This is a genomic window from Synechococcus sp. RC10A2 (assembly GCF_047502605.1).
On the sequence record NZ_JANSHP010000066.1, the window covers coordinates 1 to 20,224 of the forward strand.

At 62.1% G+C, this 20,224-nt stretch carries 20 protein-coding genes; 13 read left to right on the forward strand and 7 right to left on the reverse strand.

All coding sequences use genetic code 11. The features are described from left to right. The 4 genes from NW848_RS08375 to NW848_RS08390 all read left to right on the forward strand — a co-directional run. The coding region (locus tag NW848_RS08375; protein ID WP_414510875.1) for an ABC1 kinase family protein at positions 1–1,450 on the forward strand (1,450 nt) is incomplete at its 5' end. Between the two features lie 42 nt (positions 1,451–1,492). Next, on the forward strand, positions 1,493–1,867 hold the full coding sequence (locus tag NW848_RS08380) for a hypothetical protein (RefSeq protein ID WP_011430406.1): 375 nt from the start codon (positions 1,493–1,495) through the stop codon (positions 1,865–1,867). Between the two features lie 162 nt (positions 1,868–2,029). Then, positions 2,030–2,359 carry a YggT family protein gene (locus NW848_RS08385; RefSeq protein WP_011430407.1) on the forward strand — a complete coding sequence of 110 codons (330 nt, stop codon included), beginning with the start codon at positions 2,030–2,032 and terminating at the stop codon, positions 2,357–2,359. After that, entirely contained in the window at positions 2,352–3,719 is a 1,368-nt protein-coding gene (locus NW848_RS08390; RefSeq protein ID WP_414402334.1) for a cytosine deaminase, read from the forward strand. Before NW848_RS08385 ends, NW848_RS08390 begins: the two co-directional genes overlap by 8 nt. On the opposite strand, the gene NW848_RS08395 is transcribed toward NW848_RS08390, so the two are convergent. Next, the gene (locus tag NW848_RS08395) at positions 3,716–4,885 is read right to left on the reverse strand and encodes a lipid-A-disaccharide synthase-related protein (protein ID WP_011430409.1); all 1,170 of its coding nucleotides are present in this window, start codon (positions 4,883–4,885) and stop codon (positions 3,716–3,718) included. The two genes, NW848_RS08390 and NW848_RS08395, sit on opposite strands and share 4 nt — an antisense overlap. A 127-nt stretch (positions 4,886–5,012) precedes the next feature. Here NW848_RS08395 and NW848_RS08400 point away from each other — a divergent pair, with 127 nt between their 5' ends. The 8 genes from NW848_RS08400 (at position 5,013) to NW848_RS08435 (ending at position 12,800) form a co-directional block, all read left to right on the forward strand. Beyond that, a complete protein-coding gene (locus NW848_RS08400; protein WP_011430410.1) occupies positions 5,013–5,318 on the forward strand; it encodes a hypothetical protein in 306 nt (101 codons plus the stop codon). Positions 5,319–5,385: 67 nt separating this feature from the next. Continuing rightward, positions 5,386–6,432, forward strand: coding sequence for a thiamine phosphate synthase (locus NW848_RS08405; RefSeq protein WP_414508507.1), 1,047 nt, complete (start codon positions 5,386–5,388; stop codon positions 6,430–6,432). A 154-nt stretch (positions 6,433–6,586) separates the two neighbouring features. Further along, positions 6,587–8,110: an AAA family ATPase gene (locus tag NW848_RS08410; protein ID WP_414402350.1), complete on the forward strand. Its 1,524-nt coding sequence runs from the start codon at positions 6,587–6,589 to the stop codon at positions 8,108–8,110. 171 nt (positions 8,111–8,281) lie between these two features. Beyond that, on the forward strand, positions 8,282–10,390 hold the full coding sequence (locus NW848_RS08415) for an NAD(P)/FAD-dependent oxidoreductase (RefSeq protein ID WP_049749753.1): 2,109 nt from the start codon (positions 8,282–8,284) through the stop codon (positions 10,388–10,390). A gap of 401 nt (positions 10,391–10,791) precedes the next feature. Next, positions 10,792–11,130 (forward strand): hypothetical protein, encoded by a 339-nt coding sequence (locus NW848_RS08420; RefSeq protein WP_011430414.1) that lies wholly within the window; start codon positions 10,792–10,794, stop codon positions 11,128–11,130. Positions 11,131–11,178: 48 nt separating this feature from the next. Continuing rightward, positions 11,179–11,520: a histidine triad nucleotide-binding protein gene (locus tag NW848_RS08425; protein WP_011430415.1), complete on the forward strand. Its 342-nt coding sequence runs from the start codon at positions 11,179–11,181 to the stop codon at positions 11,518–11,520. Positions 11,521–11,601: 81 nt separating this feature from the next. Continuing rightward, a complete protein-coding gene (locus NW848_RS08430) occupies positions 11,602–12,252 on the forward strand; it encodes a precorrin-8X methylmutase (protein ID WP_011430416.1) in 651 nt (216 codons plus the stop codon). A 173-nt stretch (positions 12,253–12,425) separates the two neighbouring features. Further along, complete coding sequence (locus NW848_RS08435) at positions 12,426–12,800, forward strand: hypothetical protein (protein WP_041438360.1); 375 nt, start codon at positions 12,426–12,428, stop codon at positions 12,798–12,800. 80 nt (positions 12,801–12,880) lie between these two features. On the opposite strand, the gene NW848_RS08440 is transcribed toward NW848_RS08435, so the two are convergent. Together NW848_RS08440 and hflX are read right to left on the reverse strand one after the other, a co-directional pair. After that, a complete protein-coding gene (locus NW848_RS08440; protein WP_099812067.1) occupies positions 12,881–14,611 on the reverse strand; it encodes a diflavin flavoprotein in 1,731 nt (576 codons plus the stop codon). Between the two features lie 114 nt (positions 14,612–14,725). Further along, positions 14,726–16,468 (reverse strand): GTPase HflX, encoded by a 1,743-nt coding sequence (gene hflX, locus NW848_RS08445; protein ID WP_414402333.1) that lies wholly within the window; start codon positions 16,466–16,468, stop codon positions 14,726–14,728. A 146-nt stretch (positions 16,469–16,614) separates the two neighbouring features. Here hflX and NW848_RS08450 point away from each other — a divergent pair, with 146 nt between their 5' ends. After that, positions 16,615–17,889, forward strand: a complete 1,275-nt coding sequence (locus NW848_RS08450; RefSeq protein WP_414402332.1) for an amidohydrolase family protein — start codon at positions 16,615–16,617, stop codon at positions 17,887–17,889. On the opposite strand, the gene NW848_RS08455 is transcribed toward NW848_RS08450, so the two are convergent. The 4 genes from NW848_RS08455 to NW848_RS08470 all read right to left on the reverse strand — a co-directional run bounded on the left by NW848_RS08455 (position 17,886) and on the right by NW848_RS08470 (position 20,203). Next, positions 17,886–18,326 carry an FxLYD domain-containing protein gene (locus tag NW848_RS08455; protein WP_011430429.1) on the reverse strand — a complete coding sequence of 147 codons (441 nt, stop codon included), beginning with the start codon at positions 18,324–18,326 and terminating at the stop codon, positions 17,886–17,888. The two genes, NW848_RS08450 and NW848_RS08455, sit on opposite strands and share 4 nt — an antisense overlap. A gap of 25 nt (positions 18,327–18,351) precedes the next feature. Further along, entirely contained in the window at positions 18,352–18,930 is a 579-nt protein-coding gene (locus tag NW848_RS08460; protein WP_240527650.1) for a 5-formyltetrahydrofolate cyclo-ligase, read from the reverse strand. 108 nt (positions 18,931–19,038) lie between these two features. Continuing rightward, positions 19,039–19,503 carry an FKBP-type peptidyl-prolyl cis-trans isomerase gene (locus NW848_RS08465; protein ID WP_041438366.1) on the reverse strand — a complete coding sequence of 155 codons (465 nt, stop codon included), beginning with the start codon at positions 19,501–19,503 and terminating at the stop codon, positions 19,039–19,041. 58 nt (positions 19,504–19,561) lie between these two features. Further along, entirely contained in the window at positions 19,562–20,203 is a 642-nt protein-coding gene (locus tag NW848_RS08470; protein ID WP_011430432.1) for a hypothetical protein, read from the reverse strand. Positions 20,204–20,224: the final 21 nt, after the last annotated feature.

Sequence of the window (20,224 nt, forward strand, 5' to 3'; positions counted from 1 at the left end):
GCCCAGCTTTCCTTCCCAGGAGGCGTTTGCCCGCATTGAGTCAGAGTTGGGCCGGCCGATCACCGAGATCTACGCCCAGATCTCGCCCGAGCCGGTGGCTGCCGCCAGCTTGGGCCAAGTTTACAAAGCGCAACTGCACAGTGGCGAATGGGTGGCGGTGAAGGTGCAACGGCCCCACCTGCGGGAGCGGCTGAGCCTGGATCTGTACCTCATCCGCTGGGCCTCCACCTGGCTGGGGCCTTGGCTGCCCCTGAACCTGGGCAACACCTTGACGGCGGTGGTGGATGAGTTTGGTCGCAAGCTGTTTGAGGAGATCGACTACCTGCAGGAGGGACGGAACTGCGAGCGCTTTGCCGAATACTTTCGCGGCGATCCCGATGTGTATGTGCCGCGCATCTTTTGGGCCTACAGCACCCGCCGGGTGTTGACCCTGGAGTGGATTGACGGCATCAAGCTCACCGATGTGGAGCGCATTCGGGCGGCCAACTTGGAGGTGAAACAACTGGTGCGCATCGGCGTGGTGGCCGGACTGAAGCAGTTGCTGGAATACGGCTTTTTCCACGCCGATCCCCATCCGGGCAACCTGTTTGCCCTCCCCGATGGCCGCCTGGCCTACATCGACTTTGGCATGATGGATCAGCTCACCGAAGAAATGAAGGAGTACCTGGTGGACGCGCTGGTTCACCTGGTGGATCGCGACTACGACGCCTTGATCGACGATTTTATTCACTTGGGCTTTTTACAGCCGGATGTCAACCGTCAAGAGCTGATCCCTGCTTTGGAGACGGTGTTGGCGGATGTGTTGAACCAGGAGGTGGGCAACTTTAACTTCAAAACCGCCACCGACCAGTTCTCCGATTTGATGTACCGCTACCCCTTTCAGGTGCCCTCCCACTTTGCGTTGGTCATCCGCTCTTTGGTTACCCAAGAGGGGGTGGCCCTCAGCCTCTATCCGCAGTTTCGCATTGTCGGCGTGGCCTATCCCTATGTGGCCAAGCGCCTGCTGACGGACGAATCGCCCCGCATTCGCCAGCGGCTGCTGCAAGTGCTAATTAAAGATGGCAAGTTCCGCTGGAACCGCTTGGAGAACCTGATCCAAATTGCCCGCAGCGATGGGGGGCTGGATTGGGTACCCACCGCCCGCATGGGTTTGCGCTACCTGATGTCGGAGGAGGCCCGTGAACTGCGCCGCCAGTTGGTGCTTTCTCTCACGGAAGATGACCGCCTTCACTTTGAGGAGCTGCAGCGGCTGTGGCATGTGATCAGCCCCGACTTGTCTCCAACTCACCTCTGGCAGGCGGCACTGGGATCCCTGCCCTCAACCAGCGATCTGCAACATACTTTGGCCGAGTTGAGGGAACAGGTGCAGGCCCACCTGGAGCGGCTCAGCCCCTGGCGACTTCCCCAGCCCTGGCCGAATTGGCTGGCGGGAGTGGGACAGGAAAGGTAAAACGGAAAAAGATAGCTTAAGTTTGGTGAGCTGGACAAAAGCGTGGCAGATCAGAAAGGCGACTTCATTGCCGGTGTGGTAGCCGGCGCTGTGTTGGGCGGGATCATCGGCGGGGTGATCGCCTTTGTGCTGGCCCCCCGACTAAGCAAGGGATCCGCCGAAGGCCAGCGCCGGGATCCCGACCGTCTCAACGGCACCTCTGTCCCTCCTGAACGACCGCGCCTCCGAGCCTCGGGTGAGCCGGCTGTGCCCAGCTCCGGCGACTGGAGGGAGTGGGAACAGGAAACAGAGCGGATTGCCCAGGCCCGCCGCACCCTCGAAGCCAAGATTGCCGAGTTGAACGAGGCGATCCAGGCCACCCGCGCACAACTGCTCGTCAAGGAGATATCTTCTAGCGCTGTCGAGGAAAAGCCTTAAGCAGGGGACCCCTGTCCATGCCAAACTAGAGGCGGCACTGGCTTTCTCCTCTGGGGAGTGCCAGCGTTCTCGCCTCTCGGCTGAGTTGCTCTCCTGGATCAGGTCTGCCTCTGCCGACAGCGCTTAAGTTGTTGAAGAGTTGTTCCCTCGCTGTTTCTAACCATGATGCTCAGCCCTTTGTTGCTCCCTCTCCCTTGGACAGACGGCCTCTCTCTGGGGCTGGTCTACGGCAGTGCCGCGTCTTTGCTGTTTCGCTCCCTTTACCAGTTCATCGTCATTTACAACGCGCTGTTGATTGTGCGGATTTTGCTGAGCTGGTTCCCGCAACTGAACTGGTCTAACCCCATTCTGTCGGTGCTCAGCCAGCTCACGGATCCCTATCTCAACCTCTTCCGCGGCCTCATCCCCCCCATCGGCGGCCTGGACTTCTCCCCCTGGTTGGCCTTTATTTTGCTGAGCTTTGCCATGCAGGTGGTGGGCCAGTTTGCCTAATTGCTGTACCACTGTGCAGATCCCTGGCGCTGCCCGCTACTGGCTGCTGAATGCCCAAGTTCCCATCTCGGTGCTGAAGGATGTGGTGCCAGCGGCGGTTCCCAACCGAGAGGGCTTGGTGCTGCTGGATCTGGAGATTAGGGAAGGGCGAATTGGCCATATCCGAGCGGCCACAGGGATCCCGCCCCAGGGAATCCCGAGTGTAGCTCTAAGGCGGGGCCAGGTGTGGCCCTGTTTTGTCGATATCCACACCCACCTGGACAAAGGGCACGTGTGGCCGCGCAGCCCCAACCCCGACGGCACCTTTGCCGGGGCCACCCGGGCCGAGCAGGAAGACTGGGCCAAGATGGAGCGGGCCTACGCCGGCAGGCGAGAAAAACTTTGGCAGGATGTCTACCGCCGCTGCAACTTTGGCCTGCGCTGCAGCTACGCCCATGGATCCCAGGCGGTGCGCACCCACCTGGTTTGCGAGGGCCCTCAAGCCGAGGTGAGCTGGGAAGTCTTTGCCCAGTTGCGCCGAGAGTGGGCGGGCAGGCTAGAGCTGCAGGCGGTGACGCTGACCTACTTGGATGTTTTTCTCACACCGGCAGGGGAGAAGCTGGCGGACAAGGTGGCGGAGCTGGGCGGGATCCTGGGCGGAGTGGCGGCGATGGGGCCGGAGCTGGATAAGCAGTTGGAGCGGGTGTTTGCCCTGGCCCAGGAGCGGGGGCTGGATCTGGATTTTCATACCGATGAGACAGACGACCCTGAATCCCTGACGTTGCGGCATGTGGCAGCGGCAGCCCTGCGCCATGGGTTTGCAGGCCAGGTGGTGTGCGGCCACTGCTGCAGTTTGGCGGTGCAGCCGCCGCAGGTGGCCCACCAGACCATGGCCCTGGTGAAGGAGGCGGGGATCGCCGTGGTCAGCCTGCCCCTGTGCAATCTCTATTTGCAAGACCGCCGCCCCGGCCACACGCCCCGCTGGCGGGGGGTGACGCTGCTGCACGAGCTCAAAGCCTTGGGCGTGCCGGTGATGATCGCCAGCGACAACTGCCGGGATCCCTTCTACGGCTTTGGAGATCACGATGGCCTAGAAGTGTTTCGGGAGTCCACCCGCATCCTGCACCTGGACACCCCCTATGGGGATTGGCCGCAGGCCATCACTGCCACCCCGGCCCGCATGATGGGCTTGGTAGAGGCCGGGGCGATTGGGGTGGGCCTGCCGGCAGACTTGGTGCTGTTCAAGGGGCGGGGGTTTGACGAGCTGCTTTCCCGACCCCAGCACGACCGGGTGGTGCTGCGCCAAGGTCAGCCCATCGACACGGCGCTGCCGGACTACGCAGAGCTGGACGACTTGATGGAGAGGGTGGGGCGGACTTAGCCAGCGGGGTTGGGGAGCCAGGCTTTAATCTGGGCGGCAATGCGCTGAGCAGCGCCAGGGGATCCCATACGCCGCTGCCCGTGGGCTCGCAGTTGGTCGGCGTAAGCGGGATCGCTGGCCAGGCGGCTCAGAATCCGGCAGAGCACGGCAGGGGCCTGCTGGGGTGAAGTGAGGTGGACTGCGGATCCCAGGAGACGGGTTTGAGCTTCGGCAAAGCGGGGGGTAAATTGCGGCCCCTCCCCCGGCAGGGTGACCACCGGCTTCCCTAGGCCCACGCATTGTTCCGTGGCCGTCCCCGCCATGGCCAGCACCGCTGTTGCCCGGTGAGCACAGGTGCCAAAATCTCCCCACACCAGGAGCAGGTCGCGGCGTCGAGCAGGGATCCGCTCTTGAAGGGGGTTCCGCTCCAGGTTAGGGCTGAGGGCGGCGTAAACTTGGATTTCCGGCGGCAGTTGCTCTACCACCTGCATCATCAAGGCCCAGTTGCGGTAGGCTTCCGGCGGGCGGGATCCCGGCAGCAGCAGCACCGCGGGCCGGTCGGGATCCAAAGGCAATTCTCCCCGCGGCTCCAGGTCATCCATCATCGGGTTGCCCAGGTAGAAAGCCCGGAGGCCCCGTTTTTGCAGAGCGGTGGCCGTCAGCTCATCTCGCAAGAAGGAGCCGCGACAGCGCCTGCGGGCCATGAGCCAGCGCTCCCAGGGCAGGTAATCGGAAACCGGCTGTCCCAGCCAAGCGCGTCGGTAGGGCCCTTGTTCGTCCCGCCAATAATAGTCCGACTTGGCTGTGCCCACGAAGACGTAGGGGCTGCCGCTCCACCAGGCCATTAACAAAGGCACAATGTCCCCCACCGCCAGCACCAGCTCGACCTGAGCCGCCGCCCGGCGAACCAAAGCCAGTTGCCGCCCCGTCAGGCCCAGCAAGCCAGCGCGCAGATCCCGCCACAACTGCCGCCAATCTTGATAGATAAATCCCCCTGAAGGCATCACCTGGGTCAGGGGCAGCAGCGGGATGCCGCGGCGGCAATAGGCGGTGCCTTCCCCCACAATCGGCAGGGCTTGCACCGAGATCCCCAGGCCGGTCAGGGCCAGGGCGATGCGACTGCCCACCTCATCTTCCCCGTGGCCATTGCTCAGGCACAGCACCCGCGACAAATTCTGTGGATTCATTGGGTAGAGGATGGGAGTTCAACTCTGGGGTGTTGCCGCCTCCATTCGAGCTAAACGAGCAGAACCCTGTAGCTTACCAAAAATCTCTTCTTAAAATAGAGCCAACCTGCGAGGGGAAGCCAGGGTAATGATTCGAAATGAGCGACAACGAGCCGAGTTTATTGCAGCGGTGGAAGCTTTGCGCCTGGAAGGCCCTTACTTCGTCGAGACCCGTCTTACCCGTCAGCGGGGGTATTTTTGGCGGGCGGTGAAGGATGTGGCCGCCGGCCAGCCCTGGTGGGAGATCCGCTACTTTCCTGCCTGCGAGTGCTATGCTTGGGCCTACCTGCCGGAAGGGATCGGCCCCCGTGAGTTTGCCTGGGGACACACGCCACAGCAAGCTTTCCTCAACGCCCTTTGGCAACAGCCTGCCTCCTTTTCGGACAAAGGCTAGGACAGGTGCCAGAGAAACCGTTTCAACTTACAGTAAAAAAAGATTAAAACTCCCACGCGCAGGGGACATGAAACCGCAGGCCGTCGCCCGTATCCTGGATGCCAACCTCGACCGAGCTCGTGAGGGATTACGGGTGCTAGAGGAGTGGTTTCGCTTTGGCCTAGAAAACGGCGAGCTGGCCAGCGAATGCAAGGCCATGCGCCAAGCCCTGGCCCGCTGGCACAGCGACCCGCTGCGGTTGGCCCGCGACACCCCTGCCGATCCGGGCACCCAGATCTCCCATCCGCAAGAGGAGCAACGGCGGGATCTCGGCCACCTGCTGCAGGCCAATTGCAGCCGTGTGCAAGAAGCGCTGCGGGTCTTGGAAGAATACGGCAAGTTGGCCGAGTCCAGTCATTGGGTAGCACCCGGCCTGGCCAAGCTGGCCAAAGACATGCGTTATCGGCTCTATGTTCTAGAAAGCGAGCTGCTGGGGGGATCCCTGCGCCAACAGCTGTTGGCGGCCCATCTCTACCTGGTCACCAGCCCGGTGCCCCACTGGCTGGAGGTGGTGGAAAAGGCGCTGCGGGGAGGGGTGACGCTGGTGCAGTACCGCCGCAAGAACCTCACCGATAGGGAGATGCTCTGGGATCTCAAACAGTTGCGGCAAGTGTGCGACCGCTACCAGGCGTTGATGATCGTCAACGACCGGGTGGACTTGGCCTTGGTCAGCCAAGCGGATGGGGTGCACCTGGGCCAGACGGATCTGCCGGTTGCCCAGGCGCGGCACCTGCTGGGATCCCAGCGCCTGATTGGCCTGTCGACCACCAATGCCGAAGAGCTGGCCCAAGCCCTCAATAGCGGCGTGGACTATATCGGTGTCGGCCCCGTCTATGCCACCCCCACCAAAGCGGAAAAACCCCCCGCCGGCCTGGAGTACGTGCGCCTGGCCGCTGAGAAGGCCCACTTGCCCTGGTTTGCCATCGGCGGCATCGACCTCCACAACCTGGCCGAGGTGCGCCAGGCAGGCGCCAGCCGCGTAGCCGTGGTGCGGGCTCTCATGGAGGCGGCGGATCCCACCCAGACCGCCCGTGCCATGCTGGCCGAACTGCAACGGATCCCTGCTCTATCCTGAAGTTAGACACAGAATCTTCTCAAAACCCTCCTAACTCCCGATGGCAGAAGCCGTAAAAGATCTCACTGACCCCACTCGGCAAAGCGGCGGGGATCCCATCCTGAGCGGGATCGCCACCGAAGTGCAAGGGGAACTGGTGCGGGAGCTGGATCTGATGATCCGGGCTCGCTACCCCCTGATCTACTTGGTTTCTCCAGAAGAGGAGCCAGCGGATGCTGTGCTCGTGCAAGTAGCCAAGAGAACCGATCCGCCGCGGCGGCTGCTGTTTTGGGACGTGGTGCGGGGCTGGCAAGATAGCGGCGAAGATCGCGGCTCCATCATGGCCGCCCTGGGGCGGGTGTGGCGCTCGGCTCCTCAGGAAGACACCCTGTTTGTGTTGCGGGATCTGCACTTTGTGCTGCGCAACGCCAGCAGCGACAAAAACGCCCCTATCCTGCGGGAGCTGAAAAACCTCAGCCGCGAGCTCAAGCGCACCCGCAAGACGCTGATCCTGCTCAGCCACATTCTAGAAGTGCCCAGCGACCTGGCCGAGGAGATCACCGTCGTCGACATTCCCCTGCCCAACAGCGAAGAGATCAGCCGCCTCATCCAGCTCTATGTGGCCCCGGAAAAACTCAAGCTCACCCCCCTGGCCCGCGAGCAACTGGTCAAAGCCTGTCAGGGGCTGAGCCGGGAGCGCATCCGCCGCGTCTTGGCTCGCGCCCTGGCCGCCAAGCAGGAGGTGAACGAGGCCGACATCGACCTGGTGTTGGAGGAGAAAAAGCAGGCCATCCGCCAGACCGGCATCCTGGAGTTTTTCACCGCCCGCGAGACCCTGAAAAGCGTGGGCGGGCTGGACAACCTCAAAGCTTGGGTGCGGGTGCGCCAGGAAGCCTTTACCGAAGAGGCGCGGCGCTACGGCCTGCCCAATCCCAAGGGCGTGCTGCTGGTGGGGATCCAGGGTACCGGCAAGTCCCTCTCCGCCAAAACCATCGCCAACGAGTGGCGGCTGCCGCTGTTGCGGCTGGACGTTGGGCGGCTGTTTGCCGGCATTGTTGGCGAATCGGAAAGCCGCGTGCGCCAGATGATCCAACTGGCGGAGGCCATGGCCCCCTGTGTGCTCTGGATTGACGAAATCGACAAAGCTTTTGGCAACATCACCAGCAGCGCCAACGGGGACTCGGGCACCAGCCGTCGGGTGTTTGGCAGCCTGATTACCTGGATGCAGGAGAAGACCAGCCCCGTTTTCATCGTGGCCACCGCCAACAACGTGCCCCTCTTGCCGCCGGAGCTGCTGCGCAAGGGCCGCTTTGACGAGATTTTCTTTCTCAACCTGCCCACCCAGGCCGAGCGCAAGGAGATCTTCCGAGTGCACCTCCAGCGGCTGCGCCCCAGCCGGCTGCGGGAGTTTGACCTAGATGAGCTGGCAGCAGCCGCCCAAAACTTCAGTGGCGCCGAGATCGAGCAGGCTATCGTTGACGCTATGTACAACGCCTTTGGAGGCAGCGGCAGCGGCGCTCGGCGAGACTTTACCCAGGAAGACATCCTGCAGGCCATCCGCGAAACTGTGCCCCTGGCCTCCATTGCCCGCGACCAGATCGAAAGCCTTAAGTGCTGGGCCGCCCAGGCAGGCGCTAGAACCGCCTCCCAGGATGCTCAGGTGCTGCAGGAGATGAAGCAGTGTTTTGCAGCTTCCTAGAGGGGATCCCCGATTTTTCCTGCTTGAGGGGAGCGAGTGGGAAGCCCCCTAGGCTCGGGTTTGGGCCTTGGAGTCGGATCCCGTCACTGAGGCATTAGTTCGCCTCTTCCCCTTCGTCTCTGGGAATGGATGGTCGAGATAACCCCACCTCCGGCATCCCCTCGTGTCACAATGGGTAAAGATCGGCTTTTTTTGTGTCTTGGCGCTGTGCTCAAGCTCCTGTACTACCGCGAGATCCCTTGCCCAGATACCGCTCAAGTGCTGAGCTGGCTGCAGGAGCACCTGCCTCTGCCTGCGAGCAGCCAAAAGGTACTCACCCCCACTGGGCTACGCCTAGAGGGATCCGGAGCGCAGCTGGCCGTTTTCCTCTGGTCGGGGCTGAACACCACCTATCTCAAGATCTTTCAGTGGTCAGAGCGGCCTTTCCCCCAGCAGGGCCGCTGGCTAAAGGAAGTGGAAAGGGCTATCCAAAGCCAATTTCCCCACCGCTACCCGCAGTTGCCAGATGTCGATCTCAGCCAGGGATCCATCTTTGAGCAACTGGAGCCCTTTTACCCGCAGACGGTGAAGTATTTCCGCCGCATCCCCAACGGGGAGTTTGACCTGCAGCGGGTTTACTGGTGGGAGAAACGCTGGCGGGAAGAAGTCCAATCCCCTCACGCTTGCCGGCCCCCCGTGCTATTTCGCCAGCCTGCCCCAGAGCCCGCCCCCCAAGAGTGGGACTTGGTGATCGTGGGCGGGGCGTTGGGGGCTATCTACGGCGCGGCCATGGCCCGCTTAGGTTACCGCGTGGCCCTGGTGGAACGGCTGCCCTTTGGCCGCATGAACCGGGAGTGGAACATCTCGCGGCGGGAGCTGCAGACGCTGGTGGAGTTTGGCCTCCTCAGCCCTGAGGAGATGGAGAGCCTCATCCTCAGGGAATACACGGATGGTTTTAACAAGTTTTTTGATGGCAACAGCCCCGTGCGCGCCCCCGTCCTGCACACGCCGACGGTGCTCAACCTGGCCATTGATGCCGAAAAGCTCCTGCAGCTCTGTGGTCAAATCTTGAGATCCAGGGGTGGTGCCATCTACGAGCGCAGCGAGTTTCAGCGGGCCTACATCGAGGAGCAAGGCGTCACGGTGGTGGTTAAGGACCTAACCACTCAAGAAGAGTTCTCTCTGGGATCCCGCCTGTTGGTGGATGCCATGGGGACGGCCTCCCCCATTGCCCAGCAGCTCTACGGCCGCCGCGCCTTCGACAGCGTTTGCCCCACGGTAGGGGCCACCATTGCAGGGGGGTTTGAGCCAGGAGTTTGGGATCCCCAATTTGGCGACATCCTGGCCAGCCACGGCGACATCAGCCGCGGTCGGCAGCTCATCTGGGAACTGTTCCCTGGGCCGGGGGAGGATCTCACCTTCTACCTGTTCCACTACCACCAGGTGCATCCGGAAAACCCGGGCTCCCTCTTGGAGCTGTACGAAGACTTTTTCACCATCCTGCCGGAATACCGCCGCTGCGACCCGGAGCGCCTGCAGTGGAAAAAAGCCACCTTTGGCTACATCCCCGGACGCTTTGGCCAGCAGCCAGCTCCCCAAGAGCCCTTCGACCGCCTCCTTTTAATTGGGGATGCGGCAGCTCTGCAATCGCCCCTGAGCTTTACGGGGTTTGGATCCCTGGTGCGCAACTGCCCTCGCCTGTGCGATTTGCTGGACACAGCCTTGCGCCATAATCTCCTCAAAGCCGCCGACCTAGCCCAGATCCGCGCCTACCAGGGCAACTCCGCCGTCACTTGGCTGTTTTCGCGGGGGATGATGGTGCCCACCGGCAAGGTGTTGCCGCCCGAGCGCATCAACGCCATCCTCAACAGCTTTTTCGGTATTCTCGCCACCGAGCCGCCTGAGGTGGTGGACGACTTCATCAAAGACCGGGCTGGCTGGCTGGCCTTTAACCGCATGGCTATCAAAGCGGCTCTGCAGAACCCGCGGCTGCTGCTGTGGATCTGGGAGGCAGTAGGAGCGGAAGGCTTTGCCCAGTGGCTACCTACCTACTTCAGCTACACCGGACTGGCTTTGCTCTCGGCCCTCCTGGGAAGTTGGTTTCCCAAGCTGGTGCGGCGCCTGCAGCCCTGGCTGGAGTCCCGCTACCCCCGCCTGTGGTTGCGCTGCCTGAGCTGGAGCTACACCCTCACCTACGGGGTAGGCCAGCCGCGCCTGGAGTTTCATCTCCCCGCTCCCAGCTCTCCTGCCGCGCAAAACCTGCAAAACCCAATACCGACCTGGATAGAAGAAAGGGCCTAGGCCGGAGACTTTCACCAAGCCGTTGTTTCCACCGTCTCTCTGGCGCCTCCAGGAAAGGCGGGCGTCAACTGTTTTGTCGGCAGAGTCAACTCACAAAAAATCTCGAGGAGTGCTGGCAGTCCTTGCTTTGGTTTGCTAGCAGTTTTCGGCCTTATCTGCACAAGATTGTTTGCCGCAGCAGCCGATTCCCAGGTAGTGGCCAGCGGCAAAAGAGCTGTGTCCACCTGCTCTTTACCTTGGCAATTGGCTCAAGTTGAGTATAATCAGTGCCTACCATCCACTAACCTTCAGGTTCAGGCCGAAGAGGGTTGGGAAGGGATCCCAACTTGAATCGGTCGAGGAGTTTCTGAACCTCTTTTTGCAAGGTCTCTATTTTGGCAAGAAAACTAGGACCAGATCCAATGGTTTATACTTTTGAAATCATCGGCATTGCCCCTGCCCTCGATTTTTTCTGGCAGCAGCAGGAGCTGGCAAAGCGGCCTTGTCGGGTAGAGTACCTGGGCACCCGCCCTTGCACCCTGGATGCGCTGCTGGGATCCTTGGAGGAGGTGCCGGCGCGGCGGGGCTGGGATTTGGATCAGCTAATCGAAGCGGTTATTCGCTTCTGGTGCAACAATCCCGACTTGGTCAGTTTGTGGCGGTCTCGCTTTCAGGATGCCGGAGAAGATGTCCTGCTGATCTCGCGGGTGGGGCCCATTCAATCCCTACAGCAGGAGTTTGAGTGGCTGCTCAACCAATGAGATCCCTAAACCGGGTAGGCTAAGGGCAGGATTGTTTCGTAACTACCCATGAGCGACACCGTTTTCAGCAAGATCATCCGCAGGGAGATCCCGGCCCAGATTGTCTACGAAGACGAGCGAGCCATCGCCTTCAAAGACATTGCTCCCCAGGCTCCTGTCCACATCTTGGTGGTGCCCAAGGAGCCTATCCCCGGCATTGCCCAGGCCAAGCCCGAACACGAAGCGTTGCTAGGGCACCTGCTGCTGACGGCTCAGCGGGTGGCTGTTGAAGCTGGCCTAAGCAGAGGTTATCGCTTGGTCATCAACCAAGGAGAAGACGGGGGTCAAACCGTCTTTCACCTGCACATCCACGTTCTGGGCGGTCGGGCGATGGGCTGGCCGCCGGGCTAGCTTCGGGTTTTGCCGCCAAGTGGGGCCTCTACAGCTAGAATGCTGCCATTGAGGGTGGCTGGCAGGCGAGGTTTAGAGGCGATGGAGTGGCATGTTACCGATGCGGAAAGCCTGATGATCATCGACCAGGAGGTGGGCAAGCACGAGCTTTCCCCCGCCGAGTATGAGGTGGTTCGTCGAGTTATTTACGCTACTGCAGATTTCGAGTATCTCCACCTCATCCGTTTTGGCAACGAAGCCCTGCAGGCTGGGGCGGCGGCTTTGGCGGCGCGCACCACCATTGTGGTGGACGAGCCGATGGTGCAGGTAGGCATCGCGCGGGCCGTGCAGAACACCTTCTCCAACCCCATCTACTGCGGCAGCGAAGCTGTCACCCGCCCCCAGAGGGACAAGACCCGCTCTGCCTGGGGCCTGCAAACCCTAGCTCAGCGCTACCCTGAGGCAATCTTTGTCATTGGCCAATCCCAGACGGCTCTTTCCACCCTGGTGCAGTTGATCGCCGAGAAAGAGGTATCCCCTGCCCTGGTCATCGCGACGCCGGCTGGGTTTGTGGATGTGGTGAAAGCCAAGCAGGAGCTGGCCGATTCCATGGTGCCCCACATCCGCACTGAGGGACGGAAGGGCGGCCCTGCAGTGGCGGCGGCGGTCTTGGATGGCCTGCTGGATTTGGCTTGGCAGGCCTATGTGGGAGCCAGCAGCCCAAGCCCTACTGGCAAATCAGTTAGCGGATAGAGGGGAGCTCCGTTGATCTGATGATCTAAATGGTTCTGATCCAGATCACAGGCTTGGCAGGATCTCCGTCATGCTTCCCTCGGTCTGGCTTCGAGAAGATGGGAGCTATCTTCTCAGTGCCGGACAAAAAAGCCCGAGAAGCGGCTAGTCGAGGCAGAGCGAGGGATCCGGTCATGCAGCAGTTCATTTGGGTTTGGGGAAGCGGCTGGCTTTTGGCTATGGCCTTGGCCAGGGGAGGATGGGCCCAAGCGGAGGTAGCGGCTCTTTTGCCCGCCGGACAGCCGGCTATATCGCCCTCTCTCCCTGTGCCGTCGAACATCGACCAGAGGGAAGCTCGACTCAGCCCCTACCAGCGCTGGCAACAGCAGCATGCTGCCGCGGAGATTCCCTCTTCTGGGTTTGGGGAGGTCTTCTACCGCCTCGCTCAGAAAGCGGAACAGAGCCCAGAGGGGCTGCCTTTTCCACTGCGGCCAGCCGGGATCCCTCTGGGAGAGGGTAGCCCTTTTTTCCTCCATGTCAACGGGCTGGTCTACCAACTGTCCTATTGAAATAGGCGGGGAGGTTTTCGCGTTAGCAGGACGGCTATTTCAAGCCCTGCTGAACCTCTCCTCTCCCTGGGGGTGAGGGATCAGTAATGATTCCCCACCTTGCGGTGGTGGACGGCGGTGAGGCCCTCCAGGTTGGAGACCCGCCCGGCTTCTAGGGTGCTGTAGACCACCCAGTGGTCGCTGGTTTCTAGGCGGCTGGCCACGCGGCACTCCAGGTAGGCCAAGGCATCGGCCAAGATGGGGGATCCGTTGGCGGCGGGGTAGGTCTTGATGCCGGCAAAGCGGTCGGCTCCCGGCGGGAAGCGCTTCAGGAAGTGGCGCATTAGGGACTGGTGATGGCCTTCCTGCAACACGTTGAGGACAAAGGTATCGCCCACCTGCAGGAAGGACTCGATGGCCCGGTCTTTGGCCACGGCAACGCTGATCCCCGGCGGATCGCTGCTGGCCTGGGCCACCCAGGAGGCGAGCATGGCGCTGGTGGCCTGCCCTTTGCGGGCGGTGAGGATGTAAAGGCCATTGCTGATGCGGCCTAGGGCGCGATCCAAGTCGGCATCCAGGGCTTTCATCTGCTGAATGGTGCGATCCCGCGTTAGCCACTGCCCCAGGTCGGTGCCGGCTTCCTCCGCCAATTGCAGCAGGGTTTCGTCTAGGGGTTGCTTGAGGAGAATAGGAGGGAACACTTCTTTGGCGCCCATCTCCTGCAGCGTGTTGCGGCAGAGGTAGACCGACTCGTCATCTGCTCCCCCCGACTCGAACAGGCCAAAGCCTTGTTTGCTGTGGGCAGCAGCCAGGAGGGTTTTCAGCAGCACCTGGGTGGAGGCCGCATCAGGCCCCGCTTGGGGCGGCATGCCTATCACCACACCAGCGGCCAAGCTCATCAGCTCGCGCACCTCGTGGGCATCCAGCAGCCGCAGATCCGCCAGCTCTACGGCAACGCCGGTTTTTTGGATGCCGCGGGCAATGGCTTGGGCCAATGCTTCCGCCTGGCCATAGCCCGATAGGTAGAACACCGCCACCATTCGTTCGGCTTTGGCCTGCTCCAGGCTCCAAGTGCGGTAGTGCTCCACCCAATCAGACAGGTGGTGGCGCAGCAGGGGGCCGTGGCCGGTAGCAATGGCGGCGATGGGGGGCAGGGACTCCATGCGCTTCAGGGCCGAGAGTACCGAGCGGGCGTTGGGCCCCATGAGGCAGTCGTAGTAGAGCTTGAAGTCGGCCTGTAGCAGGTGGGGATGCTCGTCCCAGGCAAAGTCATCGCAGTAGTGCATCCCAAAGACGTCGCAGGTGTAGAGGATCTGCGTGCCGTGGTCGTAGGTGAGGATGGTGTCGGGCCAGTGCAGGTTGGGAGCAGAGATGAACTCCAGAACATGTCCCTTGCCCAGATCCAGGCGATCCCCCTGCTTGACCACCAGGTGCCGGAAGGGGCGATGCACCAGGTTTTCCAAAAATTGCACGGCCACTTTGGAGGCCACTACCGTCATTTGGGGCGCCAGCTCCAGCAGATCCCCGACTAGGCCGCTGTGATCCGGCTCGGTGTGGCTGACCACCAGGTAGTCGAGGGTGGCGGGATCCAGGAGGCCTCGCAGCAGATCCAGGTACAACTGGCGAAACTTCTCGTGGGAGGTGTCGATGAGGGCCACCTTCTCCCCGCGAATTAAAAAGGAGTTGTAGGTGGTGCCGTTTTCCAGGGCGAACTCGATATCAAACCGATCCCGATCCCAGTCCTGGGAGCGGATGGCAAGGGTATCGGCTCCAATGAGCAGCGTCTGCAGCGTAAGATGGCCTGAACGCGGTGCAACTGCCGTAACGGCCATGTTTTCCCCCTCTGCCAAATGGCAACTTTACCTAACTGCCCTCTGCACTCATCGTAACCGTGATGTAACTAAATGTTGAGGAGCCGCCAAGTTTTGATTTTCTGATGAAATGCTTCAGGGATCCCCAAACTGCCGACCCCCGCAGGGTCTGGGAGCAAAAGCTGCGGCAAACTGGGCCAGGGTGTGGCGCAGTTGATCCAAGTTTTGGCCGTTGGCGGCGGACACAAACAGGGCCTTGGGGTAGAGCAGGCGCACGTCCTCGACCCATTCGGGATCGAGGCGGTCAATTTTGTTAAACACCAGTTGTCGCGGGCCGGTGGCCAGGGGCATCTCGTCCAGCAATTTTTCCACCGCCTCGATGTGCCCTTCCCAGTTGGGGTGGGAGAGATCCACCACGTGCAGCAGGGCATCCGCCTCCGTCACCTCCTCCAGCGTGGCCTGGAAGGCCTCTACCAATTGCTCAGGCAGCTCGGTTAAGAATCCCACCGTGTCAGTCAACAGCACTGCCTGCTGGCCGGGCAGCTCCAGCCGCCGCGTGGTGGGATCCAAGGTGGCAAAGAGTTGATCGGCCACATAGACCTGGGCCTGGGTGAGGGCGTTGAGAAGGGTGGACTTGCCGGCGTTGGTGTAGCCCACCAGGGCCACCACGGGAATTTGGGATCCCTCCCGTCGCTGGCGCAGCCGTTGCCGGTGGCGGCGCAGCTCTTCCACTTCTTGCCGCAGCTTGGCGATGCGCCGCTGAATGGCCCGCCGCTCCATTTCCAGTTGGGTTTCCCCGGGGCCGCGGGTGCCGATCCCACCCCCCAACCGCGACATGGTGCGCCCTCGGCCGGCCAGGCGCGGCAGCAGATATTGCAGTTGCGCCAGCTCCACCTGCAATTTCCCGGCCCGGGTTCTGGCCCGCTGGGCAAAGATATCCAGGATCACCTCGCTGCGATCCACCACCCGCACCCCTACTGCCTGTTCCAGGGTGCGCACCTGGCTGGGGGTGAGCTCGCGGTCGAACACCACCAGGTTGGCGCCCAGATCCTGCACCAGCAGGGCCAGCTCCTGCACCTTACCGGAGCCGATCGCCGTGGCCGAATTGGGACTCTCCCGCCGCTGCCAAAGGGTTTGCAGCACCTGGCCGCCGGCGCTCTCCACCAGGCGGCCCAGCTCGGCCAGCCTGTCTATGAGGTCTTCGCTGCTCTGTCCCGGCTCCTGCAGTCCCACGAGGATGGCCCGCTCCTGCTGGGGATCCACCTGGCGGGCAGTGAATTGGCGACGAAAACTATCTTCCAACTCCGCCACCAGCTCCTGCAGATCCTGCTCTGCCAGGGTCGCCAGCGGCAGAGGCTCGGAGACCTGCCAGCGGCTCTCTCCCTGGGGCACTAGGTGGGCCAGATAAGCGTAGTTGACAAAGCCCGTGGCCCCTCCGCCGCGGCGCAGCCGTCCTCCTGAGGGAGATACCGACAGGAGAATGAGGGCGTCCAGCCGCTGCAGGGCCATGGCCGTCAGCGCCTTTTGGCTGGGGCCGCCCTCGCCCACCTGGGTGGTGATGCAGCGGATCCCGGATAGGCGCTCCGCCCCTTGGCGGGGCAATTCCCAGGCCGGGATCTGGGTCTCAAAAGGGGATCCCAGCCCCACCCGGATGACTTGGCCGCGCCGGTTGAGGTAAACGCTAATGGGCTGGCCCTCCAGCTCCTGGGTCAGGGATCCCAGCCGTTGGGCAAACTCCACCGTCACCAAGCGATTGGGGGGCAGGCGCAGTTGGTAAAGCCGTTGCAGTTGCTTTCGCTGGTAGGGCTTTAGCCCCTTGGCCTGGGCAAGGCTGAAACGGGGGTCGGTCTGCTGGCAAGCGGTGCTAACCCTGGGCATAGGGACGGGGAAATACCCGAAAACAGGCTTTACCTACCATATACGCTAGTGGCCAGCAGGAACTTGCGGGGATCCCTGTCTCGAGCTTGCCATTGAGGCAGCTACCGCTGGCGAGAAAAGGGTCAAGCCGAGTTTGGAAGAGGTGGATGGATGTAATCTTGCGCCGGGCCAATTTGCCGGATGGCCGCAAGGGGGTCGATATCGGCATTGAGGGGGAGCGCATCGTTGCCCTGGAGGTGAATCTGCAGGCCACTGCCTGGCAGGAAATTGATGTGAGCGGCCGCTTGGTGTCGCCCCCCTTTGTGGATGCCCACTTTCACCTGGATGCCACCCTCACCTATGGGATCCCGCGCGTCAACCAATCGGGCACCTTGCTGGAAGGGATCGCCCTTTGGGGGGAGTTGAAGCCGCTGCTGACGCCGGAGGCAGTGATGGAGCGGGCCTTGACCTATTGCGATTGGGCGGTGGCGCGCGGGATCCTGGCCATCCGCGCCCATGTGGATGTGTGCGATCCCAACCTGTTGGCGGTGCGGGCCTTGCTGGAGGTCAAGCAAAAAGTGTCCCCCTACCTGGATTTGCAACTGGTGGCCTTTCCCCAAGATGGCTACTACCGCTCGCCGGGGGCGGTGCAGCTTTTGGAGAAGGCCTTGGATCTAGGGGTGGAGGTGGTGGGCGGGATCCCCCACTTTGAGCGGACGATGGCCGAAGGGGCAGCTGCGGTGCGGGCCTTGTGCGAGATCGCGGCGGCGCGGGGTCTGCGGGTGGATCTGCACTGCGACGAGACAGACGATCCGCTTTCGCGCCACGTGGAGACCCTGGCCTACGAGACGCAGCGGCTGGGCTTGCAGGGGCGGGTGGCCGCCTCCCACCTCACCTCGATGCACTCAATGGACAACGCCTACGTGAGCAAACTCATTCCCCTGATGGCCGAAGCAGAGCTGGGGGTGATCGCCAACCCGCTGGTGAACCTGGTGCTGCAGGGCCGCCACGATACCTATCCCAAGCGGCGGGGGCTGACGCGGGTGCCGGAGCTGATGGCCGCCGGGCTGACCGTAGCTTTTGGCCAGGACTGCGTGATGGATCCCTGGTATCCCCTGGGCAGCGGCAACATGCTGGAGGTGGCCCACATGGGGATCCACGCTGCCCAACTGACAGGCTATGAGCAGATGCGGCAGTGTTTCTTGGCGGTTACGGAAAACCCGGCCCGCATTCTGGGGTTAGAAGGCTACGGACTAGAACCCGGCTGCTATGCCGACTTGGTGGTGCTCCAGGCTGCCGATGCTGTCGAAGCCATTCGCCTGCAACCGGCTTGCCTGTACGTTTTCCGTCGGGGACGGCTGATCGCCCAAACCCCGCCGGTGGTTGCCCAGCTCCATTTGCCGGGGCGCCCGGCCCAGGTGGACTTCACCCGCCAGCTTTAACGGCGCACGGTGCCGCTGAAGCCGCTGGCTTTGAACTGCTCCATAGTCAGAGGCAGCGGGCTGGTCACGGGCACGGAGATGCGAATGGAGAAGGGGCTTTCGCCGGGGGGAACCTCCTCGATGGCTCCCAGGCGGGTGCGCTCCGGCAGAACCTCATTGCCGTTGGCATCGTAAAGGCGACCGAAGACATCCGCATTCAGCACAGTATTTCTGGAGCGGTTGACCACCGTGCCTTCAATGAATAGGCACCTGGCCGGTATGGGGTTGCCGTTGCTGGTAACCAGGTTGGTGTATTCGGGGGTATCCGGGCAGGGGGTGAGGTGCAAATCCTTCAGTTGCAGGGGGATGGCTCCAAAACCCAGCAAGAGCGCCGCCAAAGCTGCACAACCCAGGCTCCAGCAGAGGGAGCGAAGCCCCTTCTTCCAAACTTGGCTCATGTTTTTTCTCCAAGGCCCATCTCCCCTAGTCTAGGGGATCCCCCGCCCGGTAAAACCCCTCCTCGGTCTGGATCCCGTCCAAGCGCTGATCCCAGGGATCCTGAGGCAGAGGCTGCTCCAGTAGGCAGGCCTGCGGGACAATGCCCCACTTGGGCACGCCGGGATCCGGCAGCGAGGCCAAAAAGCGGTCGTAATAGCCGCCGCCATAGCCCAGGCGCCTCCCCCAGCGATCGCAGGCCAGGGCGGGCACAAGGATTAACTCGGCTTCGGCGGGATCGATGACTTCGCTGCTGGGAGAGGGCTCCAGCAACCCCCAGCGGTTGGGAACAAGCTCAGCTGGGTGGTAGCGGTGCCACCGCAACTGCCGCTGCGGCAAGCAACGAGGGATCCCCCAGCGCTTTTCAGGGAAAAGGGCGAACAGGGATCCCAAGTCCACCTCGGAGCCGAAGGCCACGTAGGCCAGGATGGTCTTGGCCGCCAAAAGCCGGGGCTGAGAGGCCAGATGAGCCACTATCTTCTGCTCGACCAGAGAGCGATCCACCCCTTGCCGCACTTGGCGGAAGTGCCGGCGCAAGCGAGCTTTGGGGAGAAAATTGGGCCCCACAGACGGAGACAGGTTTGTAGCGTAGAAGGGAGTTGCCGCAGCGCCATGCCATCTCCCTGCCTTGACTTTCCCCACCCCCAGTCAAGCTTAGGGGTGGATATCCAGAACCTACTGGATGGCCAGGAGCTCCACTTCAAAATCGAGAGTAGCGTTGGGAGGGATCACGCCGCCGGCGCCGCGGCTGCCATAGGCCAACTCCGGCGGAATGCGCAAATACCGCTTGCCACCCACCCGCATGGTGGCCAGACCTTCCTCCCAGCCACGGATCACCTGCCCTACCCCGTAGGTGAAGGTAAAAGGTTGATTGCGCTTGTAGGAGCTATCGAAGACGGTGCCATCCTGCAGCTTGCCCACGTAGTTCACCACCACCGTTTGCCCCGGCTGAGGTGAAGGCCCTGTACCTTCGACAAGGTCGTAGTACTGCAGACCCGACTCGGTGGTGATAAATTGCTGGGCTTGAGATTGCACAGTAACTGCTGGGTGATCTTTGGCTCGCGACAGAGCCATGGCCGGCTGTCCAGCCCACACCCCAATCCACAGCAAACCCAGCAACAGCAGCAGCATCTGTTTCATCCGTTGGCGTCCCCCCGGTGCCGACTTTTTGCCTCCCCAACAATCTTAGGGGATCCCCTCATCCTATTTCGGCAAATTCGACGATCTGCCCTTGATGGTCGCGCACCCAGAAGACAAAAGGCTTTTCGGAGCGGACGCTGCTGCGGATCCCTTGCTTGTTGATCCGCTTCAGGAGGGCTTTGAGGGCTTCCCGTTCGTAGGTGGTGTGGCGATAGCGGACGCCGCTGCTGCGACCGGCTGCCGCCCCGTAGGCAGGTACAAAGGGAGTTCTGGAGAGACTGCCGTAGGGATCCGTGGTACCGGGGATCACGTGCAGTTGCACGGTGTCGGAGAGCTGATACCAGAGGCCAGCGGTATCGAGAGGTGTCGAGGTGGAGCGGGCTTTGGCATCAAGGCGGGAGCTGAGGCCAATATCCGCCGGGAAGTAGGCAGATCCCAGGCTGGAGCCGACCATGCTTTGCTCATAGCCGTAGTAGTACTGCAGCGGCAGCTCCGCCTCCGGCAGCCTCAAGACCTTTTCGTAAAACCCTCGCGCCTGCTCCAGATCGGGCACGATGATGGTGTAAACCCGCGGTGCGCCGCTCAGAAACGTCCACATGGCCCCGCCGTAGGCCGATAGCAGCAAAAACATCAGCCCCTTCGTGGAGAGCAAAACCTCCAGGGGGATCAGCGGCAGCATCAGTCCAAGGGGGGTTGGCATTGGCGCTTGTCCATTTGCGGG